We start from the raw sequence: 21999 nt of genomic DNA on the forward strand, positions 1-21999 counted from the left end.
ATCCACCATTTGTAATCGTTCATAAAAAGGACGACTACAATTAGTACACAAATATCTTCGCTTTTTTAATGATATCTTCACATCTTTATTAGAAAGGACTGGACCTTGAATCTCCTGTCTTCTATAACTATGCACTCGGTTTGTTTTCTCCTTACAGAAAGGACATTTTTCTTGTTTTTGCTTTGTATAGAGTTCCACAATCAAGCTCCTAGATTCTTCGGTTACATCCCATACGTCTACATGCTTGTCTTTAATCCCCAATAATTCTATGGTAAAATGACGCTGCACTCATATCCCCTCTCTTTTTCTATTGTCTCGACAACTTTAGGGTAACAAAGAGAGGGCGAATGAGTGTATTTTTTGCACGCTACAGGAATCCCATCACGATAGAGGACACCACCACATTCAGTATAGAGCCAAAAGGAATCCAGATGATAAAAAAGGGTCAATTTACGAAGAAAACGTAAATTGACCCTTTTTTAGTTTTGTTCCTCTTTTTGTCTTATTTCTTCTCCATTACCTTATCAATTAAACCATATTTTTTAGCGGCCTCTGCTGACATAAAATTATCACGGTCTGTGTCCTTTTCGATTACTTCTAAAGGTTGACCGGTTCGATCAGACAGAATTTGGTTTAATTTCTCTCGCATTTCTATAATACGTTTAGCATGAATTTGAATATCAGAGGCTTGACCTTGCGTTCCTCCCAATGGTTGGTGAATCATCACTTCACTATTTGGTAAAGCATAGCGTTTTCCTGGTGCTCCAGCCGCAAGTAAAAAAGCGCCCATTGAAGCAGCCATCCCAACACAAATCGTTGATACATCAGGCTTAATAAACTGCATCGTATCATAAATCGCCATACCAGCTGTGATCGAACCACCAGGTGAATTAATATAAATAGAAATATCTTTGTCAGGGCTTTCTGCTTCTAAGAATAAAAGTTGAGCGACAATACTATTCGCGACATTGTCATCAATCCCACTACCTAACATAATAATTCGATCTTTTAATAAACGAGAGTAAATGTCATATGCACGTTCTCCGCGATTTGTTTGCTCAATAACTGTAGGTATTAAATTCATAACTGATCTTCCTCCTTAAGGATACACATAATAAAATTTCTTAATTACTTTAATAGTACCTAATTGGTCAATAAAGGTCAAATAAAACGACCCTTCAATTTAAGTGGGTGTTTTTGTTCTCCCCACTGATTGGTCGTTGAGTGAATCAGGACATGGATGTCCGCTAACTACCGCTCTAAAATAGATGGACACTGCTCTCTCGTTTGAGATGGTTTTTTCTGACCGTTATCTGGTATCATTCAATTCAACACATTTATTAACTACATCTTCCCCGAACAAATGGAAAATTAAACCTCGTTCATTATTATAACAGACAGCTAACTATTTTTCTTGTTTTATCAATGATTAGGTGAATCTGTAATATTCTCATTGAAATGTATGTTTATATCCGTTATAATGTTTCTTGTCCTTTTATTTCTATTATGCGCTCGTAGCTCAGGGGATAGAGCAATGGTTTCCGGTGCCATGTGTCGGGGGTTCGAATCCCTCCGAGCGCGTTAACAGACAAGATTTCATCATAATGATGAAATCTTATTTTTTATTTTAATCCTAGTACAACAAGAAGGCTAAGTAATAGCTACTAGATAAAATGAACTTCAATCAGTGGACGGAGGGGCACAGGACGTAGCTGTTTTAGTTTACGATCTTATCCGCCCACTGAGTAGCTGAGTCTCATCTATAAATACTAAGACCGTTTTAGAGGTACTAATTATCGTTACCGCTTCATAGAGCAATTTGCTATAATATAAAGAAATAGTTAATTAGAGGGGTTTAAAGTATGATTAACCAATTAAAACAACTTTATCCTAGCTTAACCATGATTAATGATCAGGAAAGTGTTGATTTCTCCAAGTATAAATGGTTCACTACACCATCAAATGATGTAATCGGCATCGCAAAAACTGAACTAGATAATAGAGATTTAACCTTGTTATCACTTATGTTAACACCATATTATGGTGCTCACCCACCCATCACAACTCGGGAGAAACAATGGTATCAATTACTATTTGAACCATTTGCAGAAACGTCGTTTAACCTTCTGTCTAAGGATTATCGTTTTGTCTATTTTAGTTTATCTGAGTTGTTAACAGACCCAACTGATTTTCGCGCAGCAATTGATGGATTATATCCAACAACACCACCACTGATTTGGATTGATCAACAGTCAGGCATTATTATTGAAGAAGAGCGTTTTCTTGACGAAGATAGTCTATCTTATTATGAAATGGCTGAAATTTTCACAAGTGATTTTTTAATTGACGTCCATTTTTATATTGGCCCATATATGACTTCTCCTGCCGATGCTAGAGCTTATTACGCGTGGATGAAAGATAGCTTTAATCGAATGAAGGCTTTTAATGTAAGGTCAGTAATGTCATATGTTTCTGCTGTACCTTATCTATTACCAACATTAAGTACAGATCATGATTATCATTTTTTAGTAAAAGCGATTTTAAAGGAAACGGCAACAGATGAAGAATTACTACGCTCCATCCAAACATTTCTTGAATGCAATTCCAACACAAGCCTTGCTGCTAAAGAAATGTATATGCATCGCAATAGTCTACAGTATCGGATTGATAAATTTATTGAGAAAACTGAAATTGATGTCAAACAATTTGAGGGTGCTATTTCTGTTTATTTAATTTTGTTAATAAAGCGTTATCTTGATTGAATGACTAGCTAAAATCCATTTTTGTAAGCGTGCACAAATACAAACCAACTTTTTGTGCATGATTAACATTTACCAATACATCATTTTAAAGTAGACTTAAGTCATTAAATAAAACGCTTACAATTTTGAGGAGGATTTTATAATGGCTGAATTATCATTAAAGAATATTGATAAAGTTTATGAAAAGGATGGCGTCAAAGCAGTTGATGACTTTAATCTTGAAATTAAAGACAAAGAGTTTATCGTATTCGTTGGTCCATCAGGTTGTGGTAAATCAACAACCCTACGTATGATCGCAGGCCTTGAGGAAATTACAGCAGGTGAATTTTACATTGATGAAAAGCTAATGAATGATGTCGCACCGAAAGACCGAGATATTGCCATGGTATTCCAGAACTATGCTCTTTATCCCCATATGAACGTATATGACAATATGGCATTTGGTTTAAAGTTGCGTAAATTTAAAAAAGATGAAATAGAACGTCGGGTTAGAAATGCGGCACAAATACTAGGTCTTGAACCTTATTTAGATCGTAAACCAAAAGCACTTTCTGGCGGGCAACGTCAACGTGTCGCTCTTGGCCGTGCTATCGTTCGTGATGCAAAGGTGTTCTTAATGGATGAGCCATTATCAAACTTAGATGCTAAATTGCGTGGTCAGATGCGCGCTGAAATTCAGAAGCTTCACCAGCGCTTACAAACAACAACCATTTATGTTACACACGATCAGACTGAAGCAATGACGATGGCAACGCGTATTGTCGTACTTAAAGATGGTGTAATTCAACAAGTTGGGGCACCGAAAGAAGTATATGATAAACCAGACAATATCTTTGTAGCTGGCTTTATCGGGTCGCCTGCAATGAACTTTTTCAATGGCACATTAGAGGAAGGTGGATTCCGCCTTTCTGAAAAACAAAACATTCAAGTCCCTGAAGGGAAAATGAAAGTCCTTCGTGAACAAGGGTATATTGGGAAAGAACTTGTGCTTGGCGTCCGTCCTGAAGATATTCATGATGAGCCTGTTTTTGTCGACGCAAACCCTGGTTCAACGATCGAAGCCCAAATTGAAGTGGCAGAACTAATGGGATCTGAATCTTACTTGTATTCAAAATTATCTGATCAAGAATTCATTGCTCGTGTAGATTCACGTACAGATGTCGATGGTGGCGATAATATACAATTGGCTTTCGATATGCACAAATCTCATTTCTTTGATGTAGAAACAGAATTAACCATTAAATAAGTGTTTACCCCCCTTTATTATAAAATGAACCTTCAATCACTAGGAGCTTTCGTTCTTTTCCCACTGATTGGTAGCCAAATGGAGCAGGACATTGGCATCCGTTAACTCACGCTTATATAGATTGTTCTACTCTCTATTTTGAGGCGATGTTTTAAAGAGGGTTACCTGTTAAAAGAGAGGCATCGACTATCGATGCCTCTCTTCAATCTTCTAACTATTATTTATAGCCTCTCGTAAGCTTCTTCATATTCCTTTAAGCGCGTGGACCAATTTGATGTTGTGCTTCTTGAACGAGCCTTTTTGTGATTTCACCACCAACTGATCCATTTGCACGTGCAGTTTCACTTGCTCCAGGTGTAACGCCGAATTCTTGTGCAATTTCGTATTTCATTTGCTCTAATTTTTGCTCAACACCGGGAACAACAAGTTTATTTGTTCGATTTCTATCAGTCATCGTTGTTCACCTCCTTACCACTAGTATGAGCCATGCTATTTTCTTTAATAGCGTTAATTACTAGCTCGCAAGGAAAAATCTAGTGCGATTGACTACACATCCCCAATCATTTGCTTAGGATCGACCCATTGCTCAAATTCTGCTTCTGTTACCAGATTAGACGCTAGCGCTGCTTGCTTTAATGTTAATTGTTCATCAAAGGCTTTCTTAGCGATCTTCGCTGCTTTTTCATAACCTATATATGGATTTAAAGCTGTGACTAGCATAAGAGAGTCATTTAAAAAAGCAGTCATTTTCTCTTCATTCGGTGATAATCCTACTAAGCAACGCTCAGTAAAAGAACAAATACTGTCTGCCAATAAACGTACAGATTGGAGGAAATTATATGCGATAACAGGCTTAAAAACATTTAGTTGAAAGTTCCCTTGGCTTGCAGCGATACCAATCGTAGCATCATTACCCATTACTTGAACAGCAACCATTGTCAATGCTTCTGCTTGAGTAGGGTTGACTTTCCCTGGCATAATTGAGCTTCCGGGTTCATTAGCAGGGAGGTCAATTTCCCCAAAACCTGCCCGCGGTCCACTTCCAAGCCACCTAATGTCATTGGCTATCTTCATCAAATCGGCAGCTAATGCTTTCAATGTACCATGTGCTCGCACCATTTGGTCATGACTCGTTAGTGCATGAAATTTATTAGGGGATGATTGGAATTGGCGATTGGTGAGCAACGTTAATTGTTCTGCAACACTATCCCCAAATTGAGGATCCGCATTAATACCAGTTCCAACTGCTGTCCCTCCGATTGCCAACTCATTCAAATGAACTAAATCTTCTTTTATCATCGTAGTCATGGTTTCAACCATATGTAACCAACCACTTATTTCTTGTCCAAATGTCAGTGGTGTCGCATCTTGAAGATGTGTACGTCCTATTTTAACGACATCTTTGTATTTCTCCCTTTGATGTTTTAATGTTTGTGTGATCATCAACAATGCAGGTAATAATTCTTCCTCAATCGCTAACACACTTGCTATATGCATAGCAGTCGGGAATGTATCATTAGAGCTTTGCGATTGATTGAGATCATCATTTGGATGAAGGCGCACATCTTGTTGTTGATTGTTTAAATATTGATTGCCAATATAACTGAGCACTTCATTAACATTCATGTTCGTTTGCGTGCCACTCCCTGTTTGCCAGACAACAAGTGGAAAATGTTCTGTTTCCTCACCAGATAATAAGCGATCACACGCATAGATAATCGCTTCCTTCTTCACGTTCGAAAGATTGCCCAACTGATGATTGGCGATGGCAGCACTTCGCTTTAGCATAATAAAGGCTTGTAACAATCGATCGGGCATTTTTTCAGTACCAATCGGAAAATTCTCAAGGCTACGCTGTGTTTGAGCGCCCCAATATTTGTTTTGATCGACTTCAATGGGTCCGATTGTATCATACTCGATTCTTTTATCCATTTACTCATTCCTCCCGCTGACCGTTTTTCCTATTGTATCATAATTTTTTCATGTTTCTTCAGCTAGCCTTGTTTCACTACCAAGCTAAAAAAGCACCCGCAAAACTAATCTTTTTTGCGGGTGCTTTTCATTAATAATGATAGCCAAAGTATTCTTCTAGTGTTAAATCTTCTTCATAGAGATAAGTTGCAAGTTCCTCACCAAGATAGCGAAGATGCCAAGGTTCAAATTCATAACCCGTAATATCTGTTTTCCCTTCAGGGTAACGAATAATAAAACCAAATTGATGGGCATGCTCAGCTAACCAACTGCCTTCATCCGTTTGATCAAAAGCTTGATCAAGTAAGAACGAAACAGAAGCCGCACTTACATCCATTGCTAAACCGGTTTGGTGTTCGCTCGTTCCAGCCTGTGCTGAAAAGCGATCGGCCTCCTCTTGACCTTTATTAGCAACATTACTTTGATAAATTGTCTTTTGCCGCTCATAAGAGCGATAGCCTGAGACCGCAACAAGATCAATCCCTTGTTCATCAGCTTCTTCAAATAATAACTCTAATGCTTCAGCAGCCTCTTGTCTTAATAAACGACGGTTATTACCTTGTTTGGCTAAGTGTTCAACATCGGGTTCAACTAAATCGTTAGGCTCATAGCCTTCAGGCAAACGGCGTTGCTTATTCACATAGACCTCAATACTATCAGGGTTATCTACCACATACAATTCTGTCTCTGGATCAATACCTGAGATGTTCTTATCAAGATCCTCTTCACCGGGTAGTTCTACAATTCCTTTTTCAATGAGAACAGATCCACGCTTTTGCGACATCAGATCGGCTTGTTTAGCTGTATCATCTTGCTGAAGTTGCTGACAGCCGCTAAGTAGCCCTAATGTGATTAACGTTGTTGTTATTAATAATTTCATTGTGAGTCACCTCAATTTATTGCACTCCCTACACTATAACATAAATTCATCATTAACAAATAGACAGATTTTTCCGCATGAAACAAATAAACCTTGTCAGATACTGACAAGGTTTATTTTCAGATAACTGTCCTTAAATCGCCCGCACAAAATAGAAGGTAGGGATCATCTGTTTAGGCGGGAGTAACAGTAGCTAATGTTCTGATTCACTCAACAACCCATTAATGGGAGAAAAGCGACATACAACTAATTGAAGGTTGGCTTTATCTATTCAATATTCCCAGGCGTAATGTTTTTCAGCCTCACTTATCTCTTTAAAACGTTCAACATCCTGCTGGTCAATGGCTTCGTTAATTTGTCGATCAAAATCTGCCTTGTTCCAGTCTGCAATAAGCGAATCTAACATAAGTTGTGCAGTTAGTTTTATTTCAAATGATAAATCCCGCTTTGCTATCATGTATTTTGGATAATGACGGTGGGTGCGACGCAAACAATAATACACTTTTTGTTTTTTCATGGAATCCAGCCCCTTTTATCCCATTTTAGTTGATGCTGTAGGGTTATTTATCTATATTTATATTTTATATACCCGTTACCATGATAAGTAAAACGATTTTTTTTGTGTAATATGGGTAAATTATCATAAGAGACATTCATAACCGCTAACTGTGGAGCAACCAAATTTTAAGGTTTACTGACCATCGTGCGCGTCGCTTCATCATTCTTTTGTCATAGCTAACCGTTAGCGAACAAGCACTCTGCTGTAATGAACCAAAACTTTTCTAGACCCACTCAAATTAGTCATGATAAACTGTTTTCATTACGTTCTCAGGAAGGAAGCGAAGCAATGAATCCATATGATCAATTAAAAAAAGGAGAACGCGGCGCATGGGTAAGTATCTTTTCATACCTTCTTCTCGCTATTACTAAATTAATCGTATCCTATCTTGCCAATTCCCAAGCCCTTCGAGCGGATGGATTAAATAATACAACCGATGTTATCGCCTCAATCGCAGTATTAATTGGATTACGCATTTCCCGTAAACCCCCAGATGATGATCATCATTATGGGCACTTCAAAGCTGAATTAATAGCGTCTTTAATGGCCTCATTTATAATGGTAACAGTAGGTTTACAAGTGATTTTAACTTCATTTCAAATCATCTGGTCAGGTACTTTTACACAGCCAACGTCATTGGCCAGTTGGACAGCATTAGCTTCTACAATAATAATGATTGCTGTTTATCTATTTAACTTACGCTTATCCAAAAAAATAAATAGTAGTTCATTATATGCAGCAGCTCAAGGCAATAAATCAGATGCGTTAATTAGCTTATCTGCATTAATTGGTATTTCAGGCGCGCAAATTGGTTGGTACTGGCTCGATCCCATTGCCGGTATTTTTGTTGGAGCCATTATTGTTTACACCGCTTGGGACATTTTTAAAGATACAAGTCATACATTAACAGATGGATTTGACGATAACACCGTTGCCGTTATTCGTAAGTTTATTGAGAAAGATCCTGAAATCATTAAAGTTAGAGATATTAAGGGACGACAGCATGGTAATCAAACATTTCTTGATATTATTATCTATGTAGAGCCTTCGATTACCGTTTCACACGGGCATGAGATCACTGATCGTATTGAAAAGGCTTTAGCTGATCAACATAGTATTCCCCATGCGCATATCCATGTAGAACCAAACCCTGAGCTTGTTAATGATTAAAGTACGAAATAAACAACGACCGAAGCCCCTAAAACAACAAGGATAATGTGAACACGGAATAGCGCTAAGATAATAGCTGCTATTCCACCTACTACTCCGATGTATGGACGCTCAGGAACCACTGATAAAACGCCTGGGAAAATCAAAGCACCTAACGCCGCATACGGGATTACCTCTAACCACCGACCAAACCATGATGGAAATTTCACACGTTCGATAATAAAAGCTGGTATAAGGCGCGGGATAACCGTAACTGTTGCCATTAAAGTAATAATAAAAAATCTTGGCATTACTTTTTCCTCCTTTTACGAAAACGAATCTTCAATCAGTGGATTTTATGTTCTTTACCCACTGATTGGTCGTTGAGTGGCGGGCGCTTATCTGTGATAAACGTTCCAAAGAAGCTTGCTAGTATGGTTGCCACTACAATTGCCCAACCTTCTTGTATAAAATGGTTGAAAATATAATTAAATAGCATTGCTAAAACAGCAATTATCGCATAGCGTCCATTTGTCTTAACAGATGGTATAAGTAAAGCAATAAACATCGCATAAAGAGCAATGCCTAAACTCTGACTAATCGCATCCGGCATAATATCACCAAGTAATCCTCCCAAGATTGATCCAATCACCCAAGATAAATAAGCTTCAAGAAAAATCGCTCCATAAAAGTAGTAGCCTTTCTCTTGCTTTGTTGGTTTGCACTCAATTGAAGCCACTGAAAAAGATTCATCTGTCAACCCCAGTGTCAACGGTGCTTTCCAACGCAAAGGAAAATCTTTTGCTTGATGCATAAAGCTTAAGCTCATAACAAAATGTCGAAAATTCAGCACAAAAGTGGCGAGCACAATTTCAATCGCACCCGCTCCAATCGCAAGCATATTGGTCCCCATAAATTGAGCAGCACCCGCATAAACCAAGACACTCATACTCGTAAGCTCAAATAAACTTAACCCTGCCTGTTGCGCTAAAACACCGTATGTAATAGCAATTGGGATATAGCCTAACATAATTGGTAAACCAGCAGTTAAACCTTTTTTGAATTGCATGTGAGCTTCCATAACATCCCCCCACTTTTTTTATCTAAAAGCATAACATATAGCAGTACTATTTGTCGGTATTTTAAAAAAATAATAACGCCATATTTAAAAAGCTAACCAGTCGATGGCTAGCTTTTTGAGGTATCTTGTTCTGTTAAAATTAATGGTCCGTCTTTAGTTACAATAATGGTATGTTCAAATTGTGCAGAACGTTTTCCATCCACCGTGCGTGCGGTCCAATTATTATCATCCATTTTACTATGCCATGATCCTTCATTAAGCATCGGTTCAATGGTAATCGCCATGCCTTCTTTAAGGCGCGCACCTTTGCCTGGTAAGCCATAATGAGGAATGTGAGGCGCTTCATGGATCGTTGGACCAATGCCATGACCAGTAAAATCACGCACAACTGAGAACCCCTCAGCCTCAGCATATTGCTGAATGGCATGACCTATATCACCAAGGCGGTTTCCAACTTGTGCTTGCTCAATGCCTTTATATAATGACGTTTTTGTAACATCTAATAAATCTTTCGTTTTTTGATCAGCTTCTCCTACAACATATGTCCATGCTGAATCCGCCAAGCCTCCATTTAAATTAACAACCATATCAATCGTCACGATGTCACCTTGTTTTAGTTTTTCATCTCTTGGGAAACCATGACAAATCTCATCGTTAATTGACGCACAAGTGGCATACTCATATCCATTGTATCCTTTTTGTTCTGGTGTTGCGCCATGGTCTGCTAAATATTTCTCTACAAATTGATCGATCTCTGCTGTTGATATACCTGGCTTTATCAGTTTAGCAATTTCTTTATGAATATTTGCGAGTAATTGACCTGCTTTTGTCATCATTTCAATCTCACGTTTACTCTTTCGTTGAATCATCGTTCAAACCCCTTTCTATCCATACATACTATAACATATTTTCTCTTTATGTGTCTGCTACAGTTTATCGCAGATAATCGTCCTAATCCACTCAACTAACAATTAGTAGCGGGGTACGAAGACGCCTGATTGAAGGTTTGTTTTATATTAGTATCCATTGATTATACTCAGGGTAAACAGTCGATTCAAATGTAAAGATCATCTATCTGATCGTCCTAACACCGTATAAGCCGCCAGCAACCTTTTCTGGACCAGCCACAAATCGTACTTCAACTTCTAATTTACCCACCGTTAACTGCTCTGGTATAGGATAATAATGATTAATCAGTACGTCGGGCTGTTCCGCTTTTAATTTCTCTATTGCTATCGATTCCCCATCGATTAAAATACTAAATTCTCGTTGGTGATGAACACCCTCAAGAAATAGGTCTGTATCACCACCATAATAAGTGACCATTAATGTATTAGGCAATTCAGGTTCTACAGCAAGGCGATAACTAACAAATCCACCATTACGTGCATCACGCCAATGGCGGTCAACAATGTTTAAATAGCCTGTTTGTGAGTTTTCAAAATTGATCTTGTGATCGGTCTCTGGCTGTTGCTCACCCGGCTGAACCAGATCAATTGTTTGATCACGAAGTTGTTTTGAAGCCTGCATATCTTCATCAACACGCTTGAGATAATCTGTCTCACTCGTAACTTGCCAATATATTGTGTAACGCTCGTGATGTAAGCGATAGAAAGGAATCAGCTCGATCATTTGATCAGATGGTTGAGCAATAGGATCCGTCTCAAAAAGCAATTGATTTTGATCTTTAAGATGTAGCCAAGTTTCAATTGGATCCGTAGTTACTAGCGTCGGTACATCAATTAATGGATGGTTATTATAAACTTGATGATCTGCAACAATGTCTGTCTCAGGAAACTGTTCTCTCCCTAACTTTCCAGCTAAAACAACCGGTCCATATAAGAAAGCTTGATGATCGGGTTTGTCCTTCGCCAGATAACGGTGGAGTGCCATAGGGAGTTGCCATGTAAGCACATCTCCTTTAAACCATTCACGCGTCACTACGAAATAACCTTTTTCTAAGCTGTATTCAACCGGTTCACCATTGATACGAAGTTGACTATCTCCAGTCAACCAATAGGGTTGTCGAATATGCAACGTTAATGAGCTACCACTCCCCTCATTAACAATGAGTTGACTCACTGGCTCGTAAGGAAACTGGGTCTCTTGCATAAATTGCAATTGTTTATCTTCTAATGTAATAGTTGCTGGAATAAACAGATTGATATATAACGAGTGATCTTGACGCATAAAAATATTTTTTGCATAACGTGCGGGATTTTCCATACCACTACCTGTACAACACCAGAAAGACTGGTCAGGTGTGCAGTAAACTTTAAAATGTCCCGGCTCAGTTGAAACAAAATACGTTTTCATACCTGAATCAGGATCTTGTGAAGCCAAAATATGGTTGTATAATGCGTTCTCATAGTAATCCATATAACGACTGTGTGGAGACCACTTAAAAAGATATTCGGTCAACTTCAACATATTATATGTGTTACATGTCTCAGTAGTAAGCACGCCTAAAGGCTCCGTATCCTCTCTACCAAAGTGTTCTGCATGACTATTTCCGCCAATAACATATGAGCGATGATAAACAACGCGCTCCCAAAAAAATTCAGCGATTCTTTTATAATCTGCTTTTCCTGTTAAATCATATAATCGCGCCACGCCTATTATTTTTGGAATTTGCGTATTCGCATGCTTTCCCGCGAGATCATCAACTTGATCTTCTAATGGTTGCAAAATAGCGTGATGATTAAAACGTTCAGCTAATTGAAGAAACCTTGCTTCACCTGTTAATTGATATATATCTGCCATCACTTCATTCATACCACCAAACTCACAAATTAACATGCGTTGAAATTGTTGATCTGTTAAATGGCGTAAACCTCCTTCTGCCCAATTGGCAAGCGTTACAACGACATATTTAGCCTTATTTACGCCTGCAAATTGATAAGCATCAATAAGACCAGCAAAAATTTTGTGAATACTATACCAGGGAACCCATGATCCAGCTAAACTAAAGTGTTCAACACGAAACTCACCGGTAAATACTTCTTTGAAACAATCTTTCTTAAACCCACTTACATAGCCATCCGCATCTAATTTTTGCAGATAAGCCAATTCATTAACTGCATATTCTATTTTCTTTTTTAGCTCATTGTCACGTGTGTACTGATACATCATTGAAGCTGCCGATAACCAATGTCCTGCTGAATGACCTGCGATCTCCATTGCTTCCCATCCACCATAGCGAGGCGCTTTCGCTTCTTTCCCTGCTGCTTCATAACATGGGGCAACCAGTCGATCAATATCAAGCTCAAGCAAATAGTCCTTCCCTTTCTGTTGGGCATCTTTAAAAAATCCTGAATTTAATTTAACAGATTCCATACATTCCACCCTTTCTAACGAGCATTTTTTGACATACACATATTAGTGAAACGTACTGTGTATATAAAAAGTTTGCAATAATTCAAAATCAGTAACCATGCCATTGCTTTGGATAGAACTATCTTTTTTTTAGATATTGCGTATATAATAGAGAGGAAGGGAGGGATACCTGTTGCATGAAGTGGTTTTACAAGCATACCAGCTGCCATTACTTAATGAAGTCGGTTATTTAGAAGATAAAAATGGGGAATTAATCCATCCGAGGCGATTACTAGAAGGTTTACATGTCTTTATATTTGTTGAATCCGGTGTAATTGAAGTCGTCGAAGACCATATTCACTATGTATTGAAAGCAGGGGATTATCTCTTTTTACATAAAGGCATTAAACACTGGGGCACCACCACATATCAACCAAATACACGATGGTATTACATTCATTTTTTCACACATGATCCAATCGCCAAGTCACATGATGAATATCAATTGTGTGCTGCACCATCAATTATTCCGAAAGAATTATATGATAAGCAGATTACATTAGCCAAGTCGGGGCATGTTGCTCAAAGCATTGACATGATAACACGCTTGAACCAAGTGATTAAGAAACAAGATGATGGACCATTGGCCCAATCGCTTGAGAGTTATCAAATGTTTTTATTTCTCTACAACCAAGCTAAAAAAGCCCGCAGAAAGCCAAGACATCAGCAGATTGTTGATGACATTATTGATTTGTTTCAGAAAAAGCAACAAAAATGTTCAAGTCAAGAGATCGCTAACTGCCTTCATTTAGATTATGCTTATATTTCGACAATTTTTAAAAAAGTGACAGGTAAAACCATCCGGCAATTTCAAAACGAAATCATGATTGAAAGAGCCATTACAGCATTTACTTACTCTAATGCCAATATTGCAGAAGTAAGTGATCAATTAGGCTTTCCTAATCCTTATTATTTTAGTCGTGTCTTCAAAAAGGTGACCGGTATTAGTCCATCACAGTATATAAAACAGCGCTATTAACAATAGAGCCAATAAGCTTTTGCTAAAGCAATTGTAGAGTTTACAGAACAAGACTCAAACAGCGGGCATTTTTCTCGAACGATTACTGTAATAATTATTTTTACAAAATAATAAAATAAGAGGACCCGTCTATGGATCCTCCAATACAAATTAGTAAGCGCCGTAACCCCAAGATGCCCCAATAATAATCAATAAGATGAATAAAACAACAATTAACGCAAAACCTGATCCATATCCATATCCTGCACCCATCTTGAAACCTCCTTTTCATCTCGAGTCAATTATAGAATATGTTCATTCATGAAAAGTGGGAGGGTTTAACTGAAAAATGGGTAAATGTCTTCTAACGGTCTAAACATAATCCTTTATACTGTAATAATGCCCATTGTTAATTTCAGCAGGTTCAACCAATATATTAACGAACACTTGGGCAACAACGGATTTGTCGCGTAACTTGTTTTGCTTTTTATACTGCTTAAATTGTTCGACTTCTTGAAAGGCTTCTTGATCTACAGCACGTATATCCCGTTGCATCTCAGTGTCCATAATACTTGGATCAAATAAAATGATTTTATTTGATGTTCCGAGTTGCTCTTCTTCAAGTGCCACCGTCTGGGTATAACGATTCAAACCAGCTTTGGAGGCTCCATAAGCACTCCAACCATAAGTAGAGCGATCGGCAGCTCCAGAAGAAATATTAGCTACTATCGTTTCCATACCCGACTGCTTCGCTTTCTTTAACACCAAAGACGTCGTTAACATTGGGGCAATTAAATTAATTTGCATATGCGCTTGAATGGCCTCAATCGTGTGATTAGCAACAGTATCAATAGGATTGACAGTTGCAGCGCTATTAATGAGGTACACACGGCTTGTTTCTTTTTTAAAAATTTGATCGTTCACCTTTTCAAACGTTCGATCAAGTTGATCGACATCAGCTAGATCACAGGAAAAATGCTGGTAGGTGACCTTAGATTGGTCAGCTAGTTGACTTAATTGTTTATTCACGTGTCTAGCAATACCAATAACATGTATATCGTTTTTCAGTAATAGCTCTGCAATTGCTGCTCCCAATCCTTTTGACGTTCCAGTTACAATCGCATACTTCATGATACCTGACCTCCACTTATTTATCTTATTATTATTATAGACGAGATAAATTGGAAATTAAAATAACAAGTTATAATTTTGCCCGCTCAATCGCTTTTGTAAATACTCGAATGATATCATCAATGGATTCGATACCGACTGAGATACGAACAAGGCCGTCTGTAATCCCTAATTGTTCTTGGACCTCAAGTGATAAAGCTCGATGTGAAGTTGTCTGCGGATAAGAAACACTTGTTTCTACCCCTGCTAAAGTTGGTACAATTTTAACCCAATCAAGTCCTTTAAAAAAGGTTGCCGTATCACAAAAGCCGGTTAAATCAATGGTAACAATCGCACCATTTCCTTTTTCAGATGCATGTGATGGATAATAAACGCAACCGACAGCAGGGTTAGCTGCAAGTGCATCTGCAAGCTTTCTTGCATTACGAACCTGTCGTTCCATGCGAACATCCAATGTCTTCAACCCTCGGCAGGCTAGCCAAGCTTCAAATGGACTTAAAGTCGTCCCTAAATTTATTGCTTTCCTTTTCACCTTTTCAATTGACTCCTGATCACCAACAACCACTCCTGCTGTCACATCACTGTGACCCCCTAAATATTTTGTCGCACTGTGAACAACGAGATCAATCCCTAAATCAAGTGGCTGTATTAGATAAGGCGTCGCAAATGTGTTATCAATCATTGTTTTTAGCTGATATTGTTTAGCGAGCTTAGCTATAGTCTCGATGTCTTCAACACGCAATAGAGGGTTGGTAATCGATTCAGAATAGATTAATGTTGTTTTGTTCGTAATGGCTGAAACGATCGCTTGGTGATCAGTAAAATCAACGAAGCTAACCTCTATTCCAAAGTCATCCAGTTCTGTAGTAAATAATTCGTATGTACCGCCATATATATCTTTGGAGGCAATCACATGATCTCCTGCTTTGGCAAGAGAAAGCACCCCAATTAAAATCGCTGCTAATCCAGAGGAAGCCGCAACACCAGCATCTGCATGTTCAAGAAGGGCAACAGCTGCTCCTAACTCATCTGTATTAGGGTTGCCTACTCTAGAATACAAGTAATCCTTATCTCCTTGATAAAATTTTTCAATATCTTCGAGATCTTTAAATTTAAATGCTGTTGTTTGGTAAATGGGTGTAACCTTACTCTCAATCTTTTGTTTATCTTGAGTAGAAAAATGGACCGATTGTGTTGCAAAATGTTCTCCCATCTCAATATCCCCCTCTTTTCTTTAATTCTAACTTTAACGCAATCAAAGGGAAAAGAGCAAGTTAAATAATTAGAAAACCTGGAGTATATTCCGATTAAATTAATCAATTTTTGTTATAAGCGGATCGTCAAGATGAAATGACGCTATTTCTTATCTTTACCAATTAATCTTGCTAAAGATAAAATTGTTGCTACCGTTAATCCTGTAATATAAGACAAGATCAGATAGGTTGAATTCATCATTTCAAAATCATAAAAGATATTCGGCAAATTTGTGATTGCTGTTGCAAAAATAATCATGCTTAACGGGATTGTTATGCTATGATAGTTTTTTAATTTCAGTACATGTTGTAATGCTATAGACAGAAAATAAAAGTTTGTCGATGCTTTAAAGAAAATCGTAATGAACCAAATAAAAGCAACGAGTACTTCTATCCGTTCAAAAAATTCAGCAATTTGTATATTTTGACCGAGCACATAAATAGAATATGTATGTCTGGCTGCACCCTCAACGCCTAATACAGCAATTGCAGCAAAAGTGACAATAATCATGCAAAAGCCAGCTAAGCCACCACCAATAAGAAAGGCCTTCTTTGCTTGGCGTAGATCATTGACATGAGGCATGACCACAAGCAATACCATCAATTCCAAATAAGTAAGAGCAAGTACAGGTATCACCCCAACAAAAGTACCCGCTTGGTTAAGTTGCATGACCGGTTGAATATGGACTAATTGAGCCTCTGGCCATACTAGCACAGCAAGTAGGGTTAAGCTGATCATCGTGAAGGGAAAAAAAATTTCAGCAGTTCTTACCATCACCTCAACACCATAGCGAACAGCAATTAAGCAAGTTAATGTTGAAATAAGAGCCAATGCCTGTGGTGGTGTCCCCATTAATATTTGTATAGCTACAAATTGTGCAATAGACCAAATATTAGCGAATGTGGTAAAAAAAGAAAAAGAAACCATTAACAGAATTAAGCAATAACTGATGAACTTTCCAACGCGTTTATCCATTATTTCAAAGAAATTGCTTTCTTTTTCTTGCCCAACTAGTGTAGTTAACCATAAAATAAATAGTATCCCTAGTAATGTAGCAAATATTAAAGTCAGCCAACCGTTTTCTCGACCATACATTGTTGCAATCGTTGGGATGAAGATGATAGCTGTCCCTAATGTGTTCATAAAAACTAATACGGTAAATTGAATACTACTTATCTTCTGCTCCACTATCATCACCTAATTATTCATATTTGAAATTGTCCAAGCCAAGCTTGTAATGGCTTTTTTAAAGGAGAAAGTAAGAAATCAATGCCTTGTACATATTCAGGTATTCTCCAATCAACAATAGCTGCAAGTAAATAGATACTTGCTAAAGTAAACATAATAAGGAAAACAATCCGATCGTGACCTTGGTAGTGTTTCCATTCATAAACAAGGGTAATTATAATAAAAGTTAATAGTAACAACACGTGCAATAACATGAATTAATCCTCCTATCGATTAGGTTTATCAACTTCCGGATAAATAGGATCAGTAATCATGCCACCGTGACGAATCTCGACCTTTGTATCGAAACGAATACTACACGTTTCAAAATGCGTATGCCAATCTTCTTTATACGTTGCCTCCCATTCTCTTGGATGATCTCGTCTTAATTGCTCACCAAATCCAAAGATATCAGCATGGTAGCCTTTAGCCGCTTCAATACTAGCTAACATTAAAGTTTCAATTTTCTTAGCAAATCGTTGCTCGATTTCATGCAATGTATCTTGACTTTTAAAGGACACATCTGTCTCCACATCTGCTATGTTAGCCACCATTTCCGAACGAATCTCTACGACAACCTCACCATCCAATTCTGTCGATATTTTAGATTGGTGCTTAGTGATCTCAAGAGAAATATCATTAGCATGTTGCCAGTTAAGTGACTCTATTGTACTAGCGATATTATTGGTGATAAAATTAAACCCTTTACTTTCATCCTCGGTAAGCCATCCGACTAATTGATCATCATTAAAAACACTCAAATTTTCTACAAACAAACTAGCATACGGAATAGTTGTCTCAACATTATCTATTGTTGTACCTTTTTCCTCATCTCCAACAATCTCCAATCCAGTGACAACCGGATCTTTACCCTCCGATATAATCGCATTTGTTAGTTCATTTAGTCTAATCTCCTTACTAGGCGCCCAAAATTCTTCTGATGCTTGAATACTTGTATAAATCTTTTCAGCAGATATCTTTTCAAGCGGGGTCATAATACTTAATACTTCTTCTGCCGTTGCATGCTTAGCAATAGCAATCATGAAGTCAGATCTTAACTCATGATCGCGCATTAAGAAATCAAGGGTATCAACAATCCCCTCAATGGCTAACGCTTCTCCAAAAATAACGGCACGGATATGACTAACAAATATTTTTCTTGGAGAGGTTTTGGTTAGCTTTCTAATCGCTTCAAATAAGGTATCACCTGTAACCGTATAATTGGTCACAGCTGAACTTGATGTTTTCTCCTCGTTGCCAGCTACTTCTGCTGGATTAAGAACTTGCAATGTCACAATGAATTGATCATCGACTAAGTCAATTCCAAACGCTGTTGCAATAGTTATATCAGACAATTCCGCCGCACTCCAACAACCGGTTAGTATAATTAAACTTAGTAAAATGATCAATAACTTTTTCATAACTAATCCTCTTTTGGTGGTTTTGGTGGTTTAGACTTACTTCGGGTTATATTCTTTTGACTAATTAGATGCGGACGTCTCATCTCTTTCCACAATGGAGCGCGAACAAAGATATCTTTTTGACCAGTTAGATTAAATGGTGCTAATGGTGATAGATAAGGAATCCCAAATGATCGCAAACTGGACATATGCAATACAAGTAAAATAAGACCAGTAAAGATGCCGTAAAGACCAAGAGAAGCTGCTAACATCATAAAACCAAAACGAAGCATCCGGACAGTAATAGCAAGATTATATGCCGGAAATATAAAGCTGCTTATTGCAGTTAGTGAAACGATGATCACCATCATTGCCGATACCATCCCTGCTTCAACAGCCGCTTGACCGAGCACTAATGCCCCAACGATTGAAATAGCAGAACCGACAGCGCTCGGCAGTCTAATCCCTGCTTCTCGTAATAATTCAAAGGTAACTTCCATGATTAATGCCTCAATAAAAGCAGGAAAAGGAATCCCTTCTCGCTGTGCAGCTAGACTGATCAATAAAGTCGTTGGAATCATTTCTTGATGAAAAATCGTTAAAGCAATATAAAAAGATGGCGTCAATAATGCGAGTACAAAAGCTAACATGCGCAATAGGCGAAGCAACGTAGCGATATCAGTACGTTGATAATAATCTTCACTCGACTGCAAAAAATGTTCAAACAAACACGGTATTAATAATACAAAAGGCGTACCATCTACAAAGATTGCTATTTTGCCTTCTAATAGTCCACCTGCTATCGCATCTGGTCGTTCTGTATTATAGACAGTTGGGAAAGGCGTATACGTTTTATCTTGAATAAGCTCCTCAATATAGCCACTTTCTAGAATGGCATCTATTTCTATTCGTTTCAAACGCTCGTCCAACTCTTCAACTAACTTATCATTCACCACCCCATTTAAGTAGCCAATTGTAACATCTGTTTGCGTCTTCTCCCCAATACAATAGGACTTCATCCATAAATTAGGATCTTTAATGCGACGACGAATCAAGGAAATATTTGTATTAATTCTTTCAGTGAAAGCTTCCTTAGGTCCCCTTACGACCTCCTGCGACGTTACCGATTCAATTCCCCGATCTGCTCCACCACGCGTCCCAATCGCAAGTGCCACTGACTGGCCATCTAAAATAACGATTGAATCACCTGACAACAAGGCATAAAATAATTCTGCAATTGTATGTGTTTCATTTACGACGCCAATCGAAACAAGATGTTTTTTTATCGTATCCAAACAATTAGGTTTAAACGTTTGCTCAGCTTCTCGACTCTCTACTACCAATTCATGTAATAAGTCATGTTGCACACTCGCTTCATTAATTAAGCCATCGATATAAAAAATAGCAGCTCGAATAGGATCTCTAGCACCTATCACAAATGTTCTAATAATCAAATCGGTACTATGCCCGAGCATTTCTTTTATCATCTCTATATTTTCATCTAAATCGGGAGAAAGTGCCACATGATGGTCAGCTGATATATTCTCAATAATGAATTGTTTTTGCTTTTTTGTTCGTCGACGCATCGCTTATCGCTCCATCCAAAAGATCATGCTATTATCTTAAGCAAATTCAAAGAAATTATGTATTTTTGAGAGAGTAAGATTACCAATACCTTTACTTATCACATTAATAGCAAGTAGAACAATATATTTATTAAACGTATATCTAATCAGTGGCGTTTGTTTTGTGCATCGAACAATCAGGAAATTAGCGTCCATTATCACCCACCTATATCGATATAATCTACTCTCTATTTTGAGCGAGGGTGGTTTACGGATGGTTATTTGTGATAAAAAGCTTACATTTACTTGCTCCATAGCGATTAACTAAGTTTTACTTATTGTTCTTTTTATTTTTAATAAAGCCATCTTCCACTTTTCTACAAAAATTTTATACTTCTCTATACAAAAAAAACGCCTGTATAAAGGCGTTTTCTTTTAGCGGCTCTTAACAAGTAAATTCACCGCTTCTTCTATATAAGCTTTAGGATCTTCCCCGTCACGCTCCTCTGCATGCAATACACAGTCTACTAGGTTAGAACTAACTACTAAACCCATTGTTCGATCTATTGCTGTCCGTACCGCAGACATTTGGGTAACGACATCTTTACAATCTTTTCCTTCTTCCATCATTCGGACAATTCCCCTAACTTGTCCCTCGATACGCTTCATTCTATTCCTGACCTGCGGATTGTATTCCATGTCTATTCCTCCTATCCATAAAATGATAACGTTAACTTACACAAACCTTGTGTACCATTTATTGCATCCACATGACTTATCTAACATGACATAGCCAGATACTTTATGTCCATGCCTCTGTAATAAACGAATACCTATATTTCTTTCGACTTTATTAGATGCAATGACACAAATATTTAGATGAGGCAATTCCCCGTGATGTCGTTTAATATAGGCAACCGGTAGAGAAATTGCGCCAGCAATCGTTGCTTTAGTTGCATCATTGTAATCACGAAGGTCAACTTTTATCAAGTGTTCTGGTAAAGATTGAGCATCTAAACATTTGATACCCTTGACCGGTATATAGCGGATATAAGAGAAATAACTGACCAATAGGACAAAACTGAATATGACAGATAGCATCACCATGTTCTGAACCTCCAATGAATAAAATGACTCTTCAGTCAATAGGCGTTCTCGTTCTTCGCCGACTGACTGGTCGTTGAATGAACCAGGACATTAGCCTCCGTTAGCTCCCGCCTAAATAGATGAGCGCTTTTACGGACGATTATCCGAGATCACATGTTTACTGCAACCATTATATACCCCGCAACGTATTTAGTCAACGATCGTTCTATCTTCCATGTATATATAATAATAAAACGAACCGTCTATCAGTAGGTAATTTTGTACTCCTCCACCGATTGGTCGTTGAGTAACTCAAGACATGCGCCTCCGTTAGCTCCCATAAATAGATGCGTTC

24 protein-coding genes and 1 tRNA gene are annotated in these 21999 nt (G+C 37.9%); 5 read left to right on the forward strand and 20 right to left on the reverse strand.

Going from position 1 to position 21999, the window contains the following annotated elements; genetic code table 11:
* Together B494_RS0102050 and clpP are read right to left on the reverse strand one after the other, a co-directional pair.
* Positions 1–288: transposase family protein (locus B494_RS0102050; protein ID WP_017470695.1), on the reverse strand; the 288-nt coding region annotated here is incomplete at its 3' end.
* Between the two features lie 214 nt (positions 289–502).
* Complete coding sequence (clpP, locus tag B494_RS0102055) at positions 503–1084, reverse strand: ATP-dependent Clp endopeptidase proteolytic subunit ClpP (protein ID WP_017470696.1); 582 nt, start codon at positions 1082–1084, stop codon at positions 503–505.
* 424 nt (positions 1085–1508) lie between these two features.
* Between clpP and B494_RS0102060 the strand changes: the two genes are divergently transcribed.
* The 3 genes from B494_RS0102060 to B494_RS0102070 all read left to right on the forward strand — a co-directional run bounded on the left by B494_RS0102060 (position 1509) and on the right by B494_RS0102070 (position 4008).
* Positions 1509–1581 (forward strand) — tRNA-Arg (locus tag B494_RS0102060).
* A 281-nt stretch (positions 1582–1862) separates the two neighbouring features.
* Positions 1863–2762 carry a PucR family transcriptional regulator gene (locus B494_RS0102065; protein ID WP_017470697.1) on the forward strand — a complete coding sequence of 300 codons (900 nt, stop codon included), beginning with the start codon at positions 1863–1865 and terminating at the stop codon, positions 2760–2762.
* Positions 2763–2904: 142 nt separating this feature from the next.
* A complete protein-coding gene (locus B494_RS0102070; protein ID WP_017470698.1) occupies positions 2905–4008 on the forward strand; it encodes an ABC transporter ATP-binding protein in 1104 nt (367 codons plus the stop codon).
* A 253-nt stretch (positions 4009–4261) separates the two neighbouring features.
* Here B494_RS0102070 and B494_RS0102075 read toward each other — a convergent pair whose 3' ends face one another.
* The 4 genes from B494_RS0102075 to B494_RS0102090 form a co-directional block, all read right to left on the reverse strand.
* Positions 4262–4462 (reverse strand): alpha/beta-type small acid-soluble spore protein, encoded by a 201-nt coding sequence (locus B494_RS0102075; protein WP_017470699.1) that lies wholly within the window; start codon positions 4460–4462, stop codon positions 4262–4264.
* Positions 4463–4554: 92 nt separating this feature from the next.
* Positions 4555–5940, reverse strand: coding sequence for a class II fumarate hydratase (gene fumC / locus B494_RS0102080; protein ID WP_017470700.1), 1386 nt, complete (start codon positions 5938–5940; stop codon positions 4555–4557).
* 130 nt (positions 5941–6070) lie between these two features.
* Entirely contained in the window at positions 6071–6859 is a 789-nt protein-coding gene (locus tag B494_RS0102085; RefSeq protein ID WP_017470701.1) for a M15 family metallopeptidase, read from the reverse strand.
* A 271-nt stretch (positions 6860–7130) separates the two neighbouring features.
* Complete coding sequence (locus tag B494_RS0102090) at positions 7131–7376, reverse strand: hypothetical protein (protein WP_017470702.1); 246 nt, start codon at positions 7374–7376, stop codon at positions 7131–7133.
* A 330-nt stretch (positions 7377–7706) separates the two neighbouring features.
* Between B494_RS0102090 and B494_RS0102095 the strand changes: the two genes are divergently transcribed.
* On the forward strand, positions 7707–8588 hold the full coding sequence (locus B494_RS0102095; RefSeq protein ID WP_017470703.1) for a cation diffusion facilitator family transporter: 882 nt from the start codon (positions 7707–7709) through the stop codon (positions 8586–8588).
* Here the strand turns inward: B494_RS0102095 and B494_RS0102100 are convergent.
* From B494_RS0102100 to B494_RS0102115, 4 genes are all read right to left on the reverse strand, one after another.
* Positions 8585–8878 (reverse strand): AzlD domain-containing protein, encoded by a 294-nt coding sequence (locus B494_RS0102100; protein ID WP_017470704.1) that lies wholly within the window; start codon positions 8876–8878, stop codon positions 8585–8587. The two genes, B494_RS0102095 and B494_RS0102100, sit on opposite strands and share 4 nt — an antisense overlap.
* Positions 8879–8913: 35 nt before the next feature.
* Positions 8914–9648 carry an AzlC family ABC transporter permease gene (locus B494_RS0102105; RefSeq protein WP_017470705.1) on the reverse strand — a complete coding sequence of 245 codons (735 nt, stop codon included), beginning with the start codon at positions 9646–9648 and terminating at the stop codon, positions 8914–8916.
* Positions 9649–9755: 107 nt separating this feature from the next.
* Positions 9756–10517 (reverse strand): type I methionyl aminopeptidase, encoded by a 762-nt coding sequence (gene map, locus B494_RS0102110; protein WP_017470706.1) that lies wholly within the window; start codon positions 10515–10517, stop codon positions 9756–9758.
* A 202-nt stretch (positions 10518–10719) separates the two neighbouring features.
* Entirely contained in the window at positions 10720–12984 is a 2265-nt protein-coding gene (locus B494_RS0102115) for a glycoside hydrolase family 127 protein (RefSeq protein ID WP_017470707.1), read from the reverse strand.
* Positions 12985–13165: 181 nt separating this feature from the next.
* Here B494_RS0102115 and B494_RS0102120 point away from each other — a divergent pair, with 181 nt between their 5' ends.
* Complete coding sequence (locus B494_RS0102120) at positions 13166–14002, forward strand: AraC family transcriptional regulator (RefSeq protein WP_241211398.1); 837 nt, start codon at positions 13166–13168, stop codon at positions 14000–14002.
* 150 nt (positions 14003–14152) lie between these two features.
* Here the strand turns inward: B494_RS0102120 and B494_RS20370 are convergent, their stop codons facing one another.
* From B494_RS20370 to B494_RS0102170, 10 genes are all read right to left on the reverse strand, one after another.
* On the reverse strand, positions 14153–14254 hold the full coding sequence (locus B494_RS20370; RefSeq protein ID WP_017470709.1) for a YjcZ family sporulation protein: 102 nt from the start codon (positions 14252–14254) through the stop codon (positions 14153–14155).
* Between the two features lie 99 nt (positions 14255–14353).
* Entirely contained in the window at positions 14354–15112 is a 759-nt protein-coding gene (locus tag B494_RS0102130; protein ID WP_017470710.1) for a (S)-benzoin forming benzil reductase, read from the reverse strand.
* 70 nt (positions 15113–15182) lie between these two features.
* Entirely contained in the window at positions 15183–16325 is a 1143-nt protein-coding gene (locus B494_RS0102135) for a trans-sulfuration enzyme family protein (RefSeq protein WP_017470711.1), read from the reverse strand.
* A 143-nt stretch (positions 16326–16468) separates the two neighbouring features.
* Positions 16469–17554 carry a GerAB/ArcD/ProY family transporter gene (locus B494_RS0102140; protein WP_017470712.1) on the reverse strand — a complete coding sequence of 362 codons (1086 nt, stop codon included), beginning with the start codon at positions 17552–17554 and terminating at the stop codon, positions 16469–16471.
* 17 nt (positions 17555–17571) lie between these two features.
* Entirely contained in the window at positions 17572–17808 is a 237-nt protein-coding gene (locus tag B494_RS0102145; RefSeq protein ID WP_017470713.1) for a hypothetical protein, read from the reverse strand.
* 12 nt (positions 17809–17820) lie between these two features.
* Complete coding sequence (locus B494_RS0102150) at positions 17821–19014, reverse strand: Ger(x)C family spore germination protein (protein WP_017470714.1); 1194 nt, start codon at positions 19012–19014, stop codon at positions 17821–17823.
* A gap of 2 nt (positions 19015–19016) precedes the next feature.
* Positions 19017–20579, reverse strand: coding sequence for a spore germination protein (locus B494_RS0102155; protein WP_017470715.1), 1563 nt, complete (start codon positions 20577–20579; stop codon positions 19017–19019).
* Positions 20580–20615: 36 nt separating this feature from the next.
* A complete protein-coding gene (locus B494_RS20930) occupies positions 20616–20774 on the reverse strand; it encodes a hypothetical protein (protein WP_017470716.1) in 159 nt (52 codons plus the stop codon).
* Between the two features lie 219 nt (positions 20775–20993).
* Complete coding sequence (locus B494_RS0102165) at positions 20994–21257, reverse strand: metal-sensitive transcriptional regulator (RefSeq protein WP_017470717.1); 264 nt, start codon at positions 21255–21257, stop codon at positions 20994–20996.
* Positions 21258–21293: 36 nt separating this feature from the next.
* A complete protein-coding gene (locus tag B494_RS0102170) occupies positions 21294–21665 on the reverse strand; it encodes a rhodanese-like domain-containing protein (RefSeq protein ID WP_017470718.1) in 372 nt (123 codons plus the stop codon).
* Between the last annotated feature and the right edge of the window lie 334 nt (positions 21666–21999).

It is taken from the genome of Amphibacillus jilinensis Y1, from assembly GCF_000306965.1.
In the GTDB taxonomy this organism is placed as follows: Bacteria; Bacillota; Bacilli; order Bacillales; family Amphibacillaceae; genus Amphibacillus_C; species Amphibacillus_C jilinensis.

Coding starts and splice junctions, on each gene's coding strand:
- B494_RS0102115 (WP_017470707.1), bottom strand. CDS start 12,984: ATGGAATCTGTTAAATTAAATTCAGGATTTTTTAAAGATGCCCAACAG.
- B494_RS0102085 (WP_017470701.1), bottom strand. CDS start 6,859: ATGAAATTATTAATAACAACAACGTTAATCACATTAGGGCTACTTAGC.
- map (WP_017470706.1), bottom strand. CDS start 10,517: ATGATTCAACGAAAGAGTAAACGTGAGATTGAAATGATGACAAAAGCA.
- B494_RS0102075 (WP_017470699.1), bottom strand. CDS start 4,462: ATGACTGATAGAAATCGAACAAATAAACTTGTTGTTCCCGGTGTTGAG.
- fumC (WP_017470700.1), bottom strand. CDS start 5,940: ATGGATAAAAGAATCGAGTATGATACAATCGGACCCATTGAAGTCGAT.
- B494_RS0102150 (WP_017470714.1), bottom strand. CDS start 19,014: ATGAAAAAGTTATTGATCATTTTACTAAGTTTAATTATACTAACCGGT.
- B494_RS20930 (WP_017470716.1), bottom strand. CDS start 20,774: ATGGACGCTAATTTCCTGATTGTTCGATGCACAAAACAAACGCCACTG.
- B494_RS0102095 (WP_017470703.1), top strand. CDS start 7,707: ATGAATCCATATGATCAATTAAAAAAAGGAGAACGCGGCGCATGGGTA.
- clpP (WP_017470696.1), bottom strand. CDS start 1,084: ATGAATTTAATACCTACAGTTATTGAGCAAACAAATCGCGGAGAACGT.
- B494_RS0102135 (WP_017470711.1), bottom strand. CDS start 16,325: ATGGGAGAACATTTTGCAACACAATCGGTCCATTTTTCTACTCAAGAT.
- B494_RS0102105 (WP_017470705.1), bottom strand. CDS start 9,648: ATGGAAGCTCACATGCAATTCAAAAAAGGTTTAACTGCTGGTTTACCA.
- B494_RS0102065 (WP_017470697.1), top strand. CDS start 1,863: ATGATTAACCAATTAAAACAACTTTATCCTAGCTTAACCATGATTAAT.
- B494_RS0102070 (WP_017470698.1), top strand. CDS start 2,905: ATGGCTGAATTATCATTAAAGAATATTGATAAAGTTTATGAAAAGGAT.
- B494_RS0102130 (WP_017470710.1), bottom strand. CDS start 15,112: ATGAAGTATGCGATTGTAACTGGAACGTCAAAAGGATTGGGAGCAGCA.
- B494_RS0102165 (WP_017470717.1), bottom strand. CDS start 21,257: ATGGAATACAATCCGCAGGTCAGGAATAGAATGAAGCGTATCGAGGGA.
- B494_RS0102100 (WP_017470704.1), bottom strand. CDS start 8,878: ATGCCAAGATTTTTTATTATTACTTTAATGGCAACAGTTACGGTTATC.
- B494_RS0102090 (WP_017470702.1), bottom strand. CDS start 7,376: ATGAAAAAACAAAAAGTGTATTATTGTTTGCGTCGCACCCACCGTCAT.
- B494_RS0102155 (WP_017470715.1), bottom strand. CDS start 20,579: ATGCGTCGACGAACAAAAAAGCAAAAACAATTCATTATTGAGAATATA.
- B494_RS20370 (WP_017470709.1), bottom strand. CDS start 14,254: ATGGGTGCAGGATATGGATATGGATCAGGTTTTGCGTTAATTGTTGTT.
- B494_RS0102170 (WP_017470718.1), bottom strand. CDS start 21,665: ATGGTGATGCTATCTGTCATATTCAGTTTTGTCCTATTGGTCAGTTAT.
- B494_RS0102145 (WP_017470713.1), bottom strand. CDS start 17,808: ATGTTATTGCACGTGTTGTTACTATTAACTTTTATTATAATTACCCTT.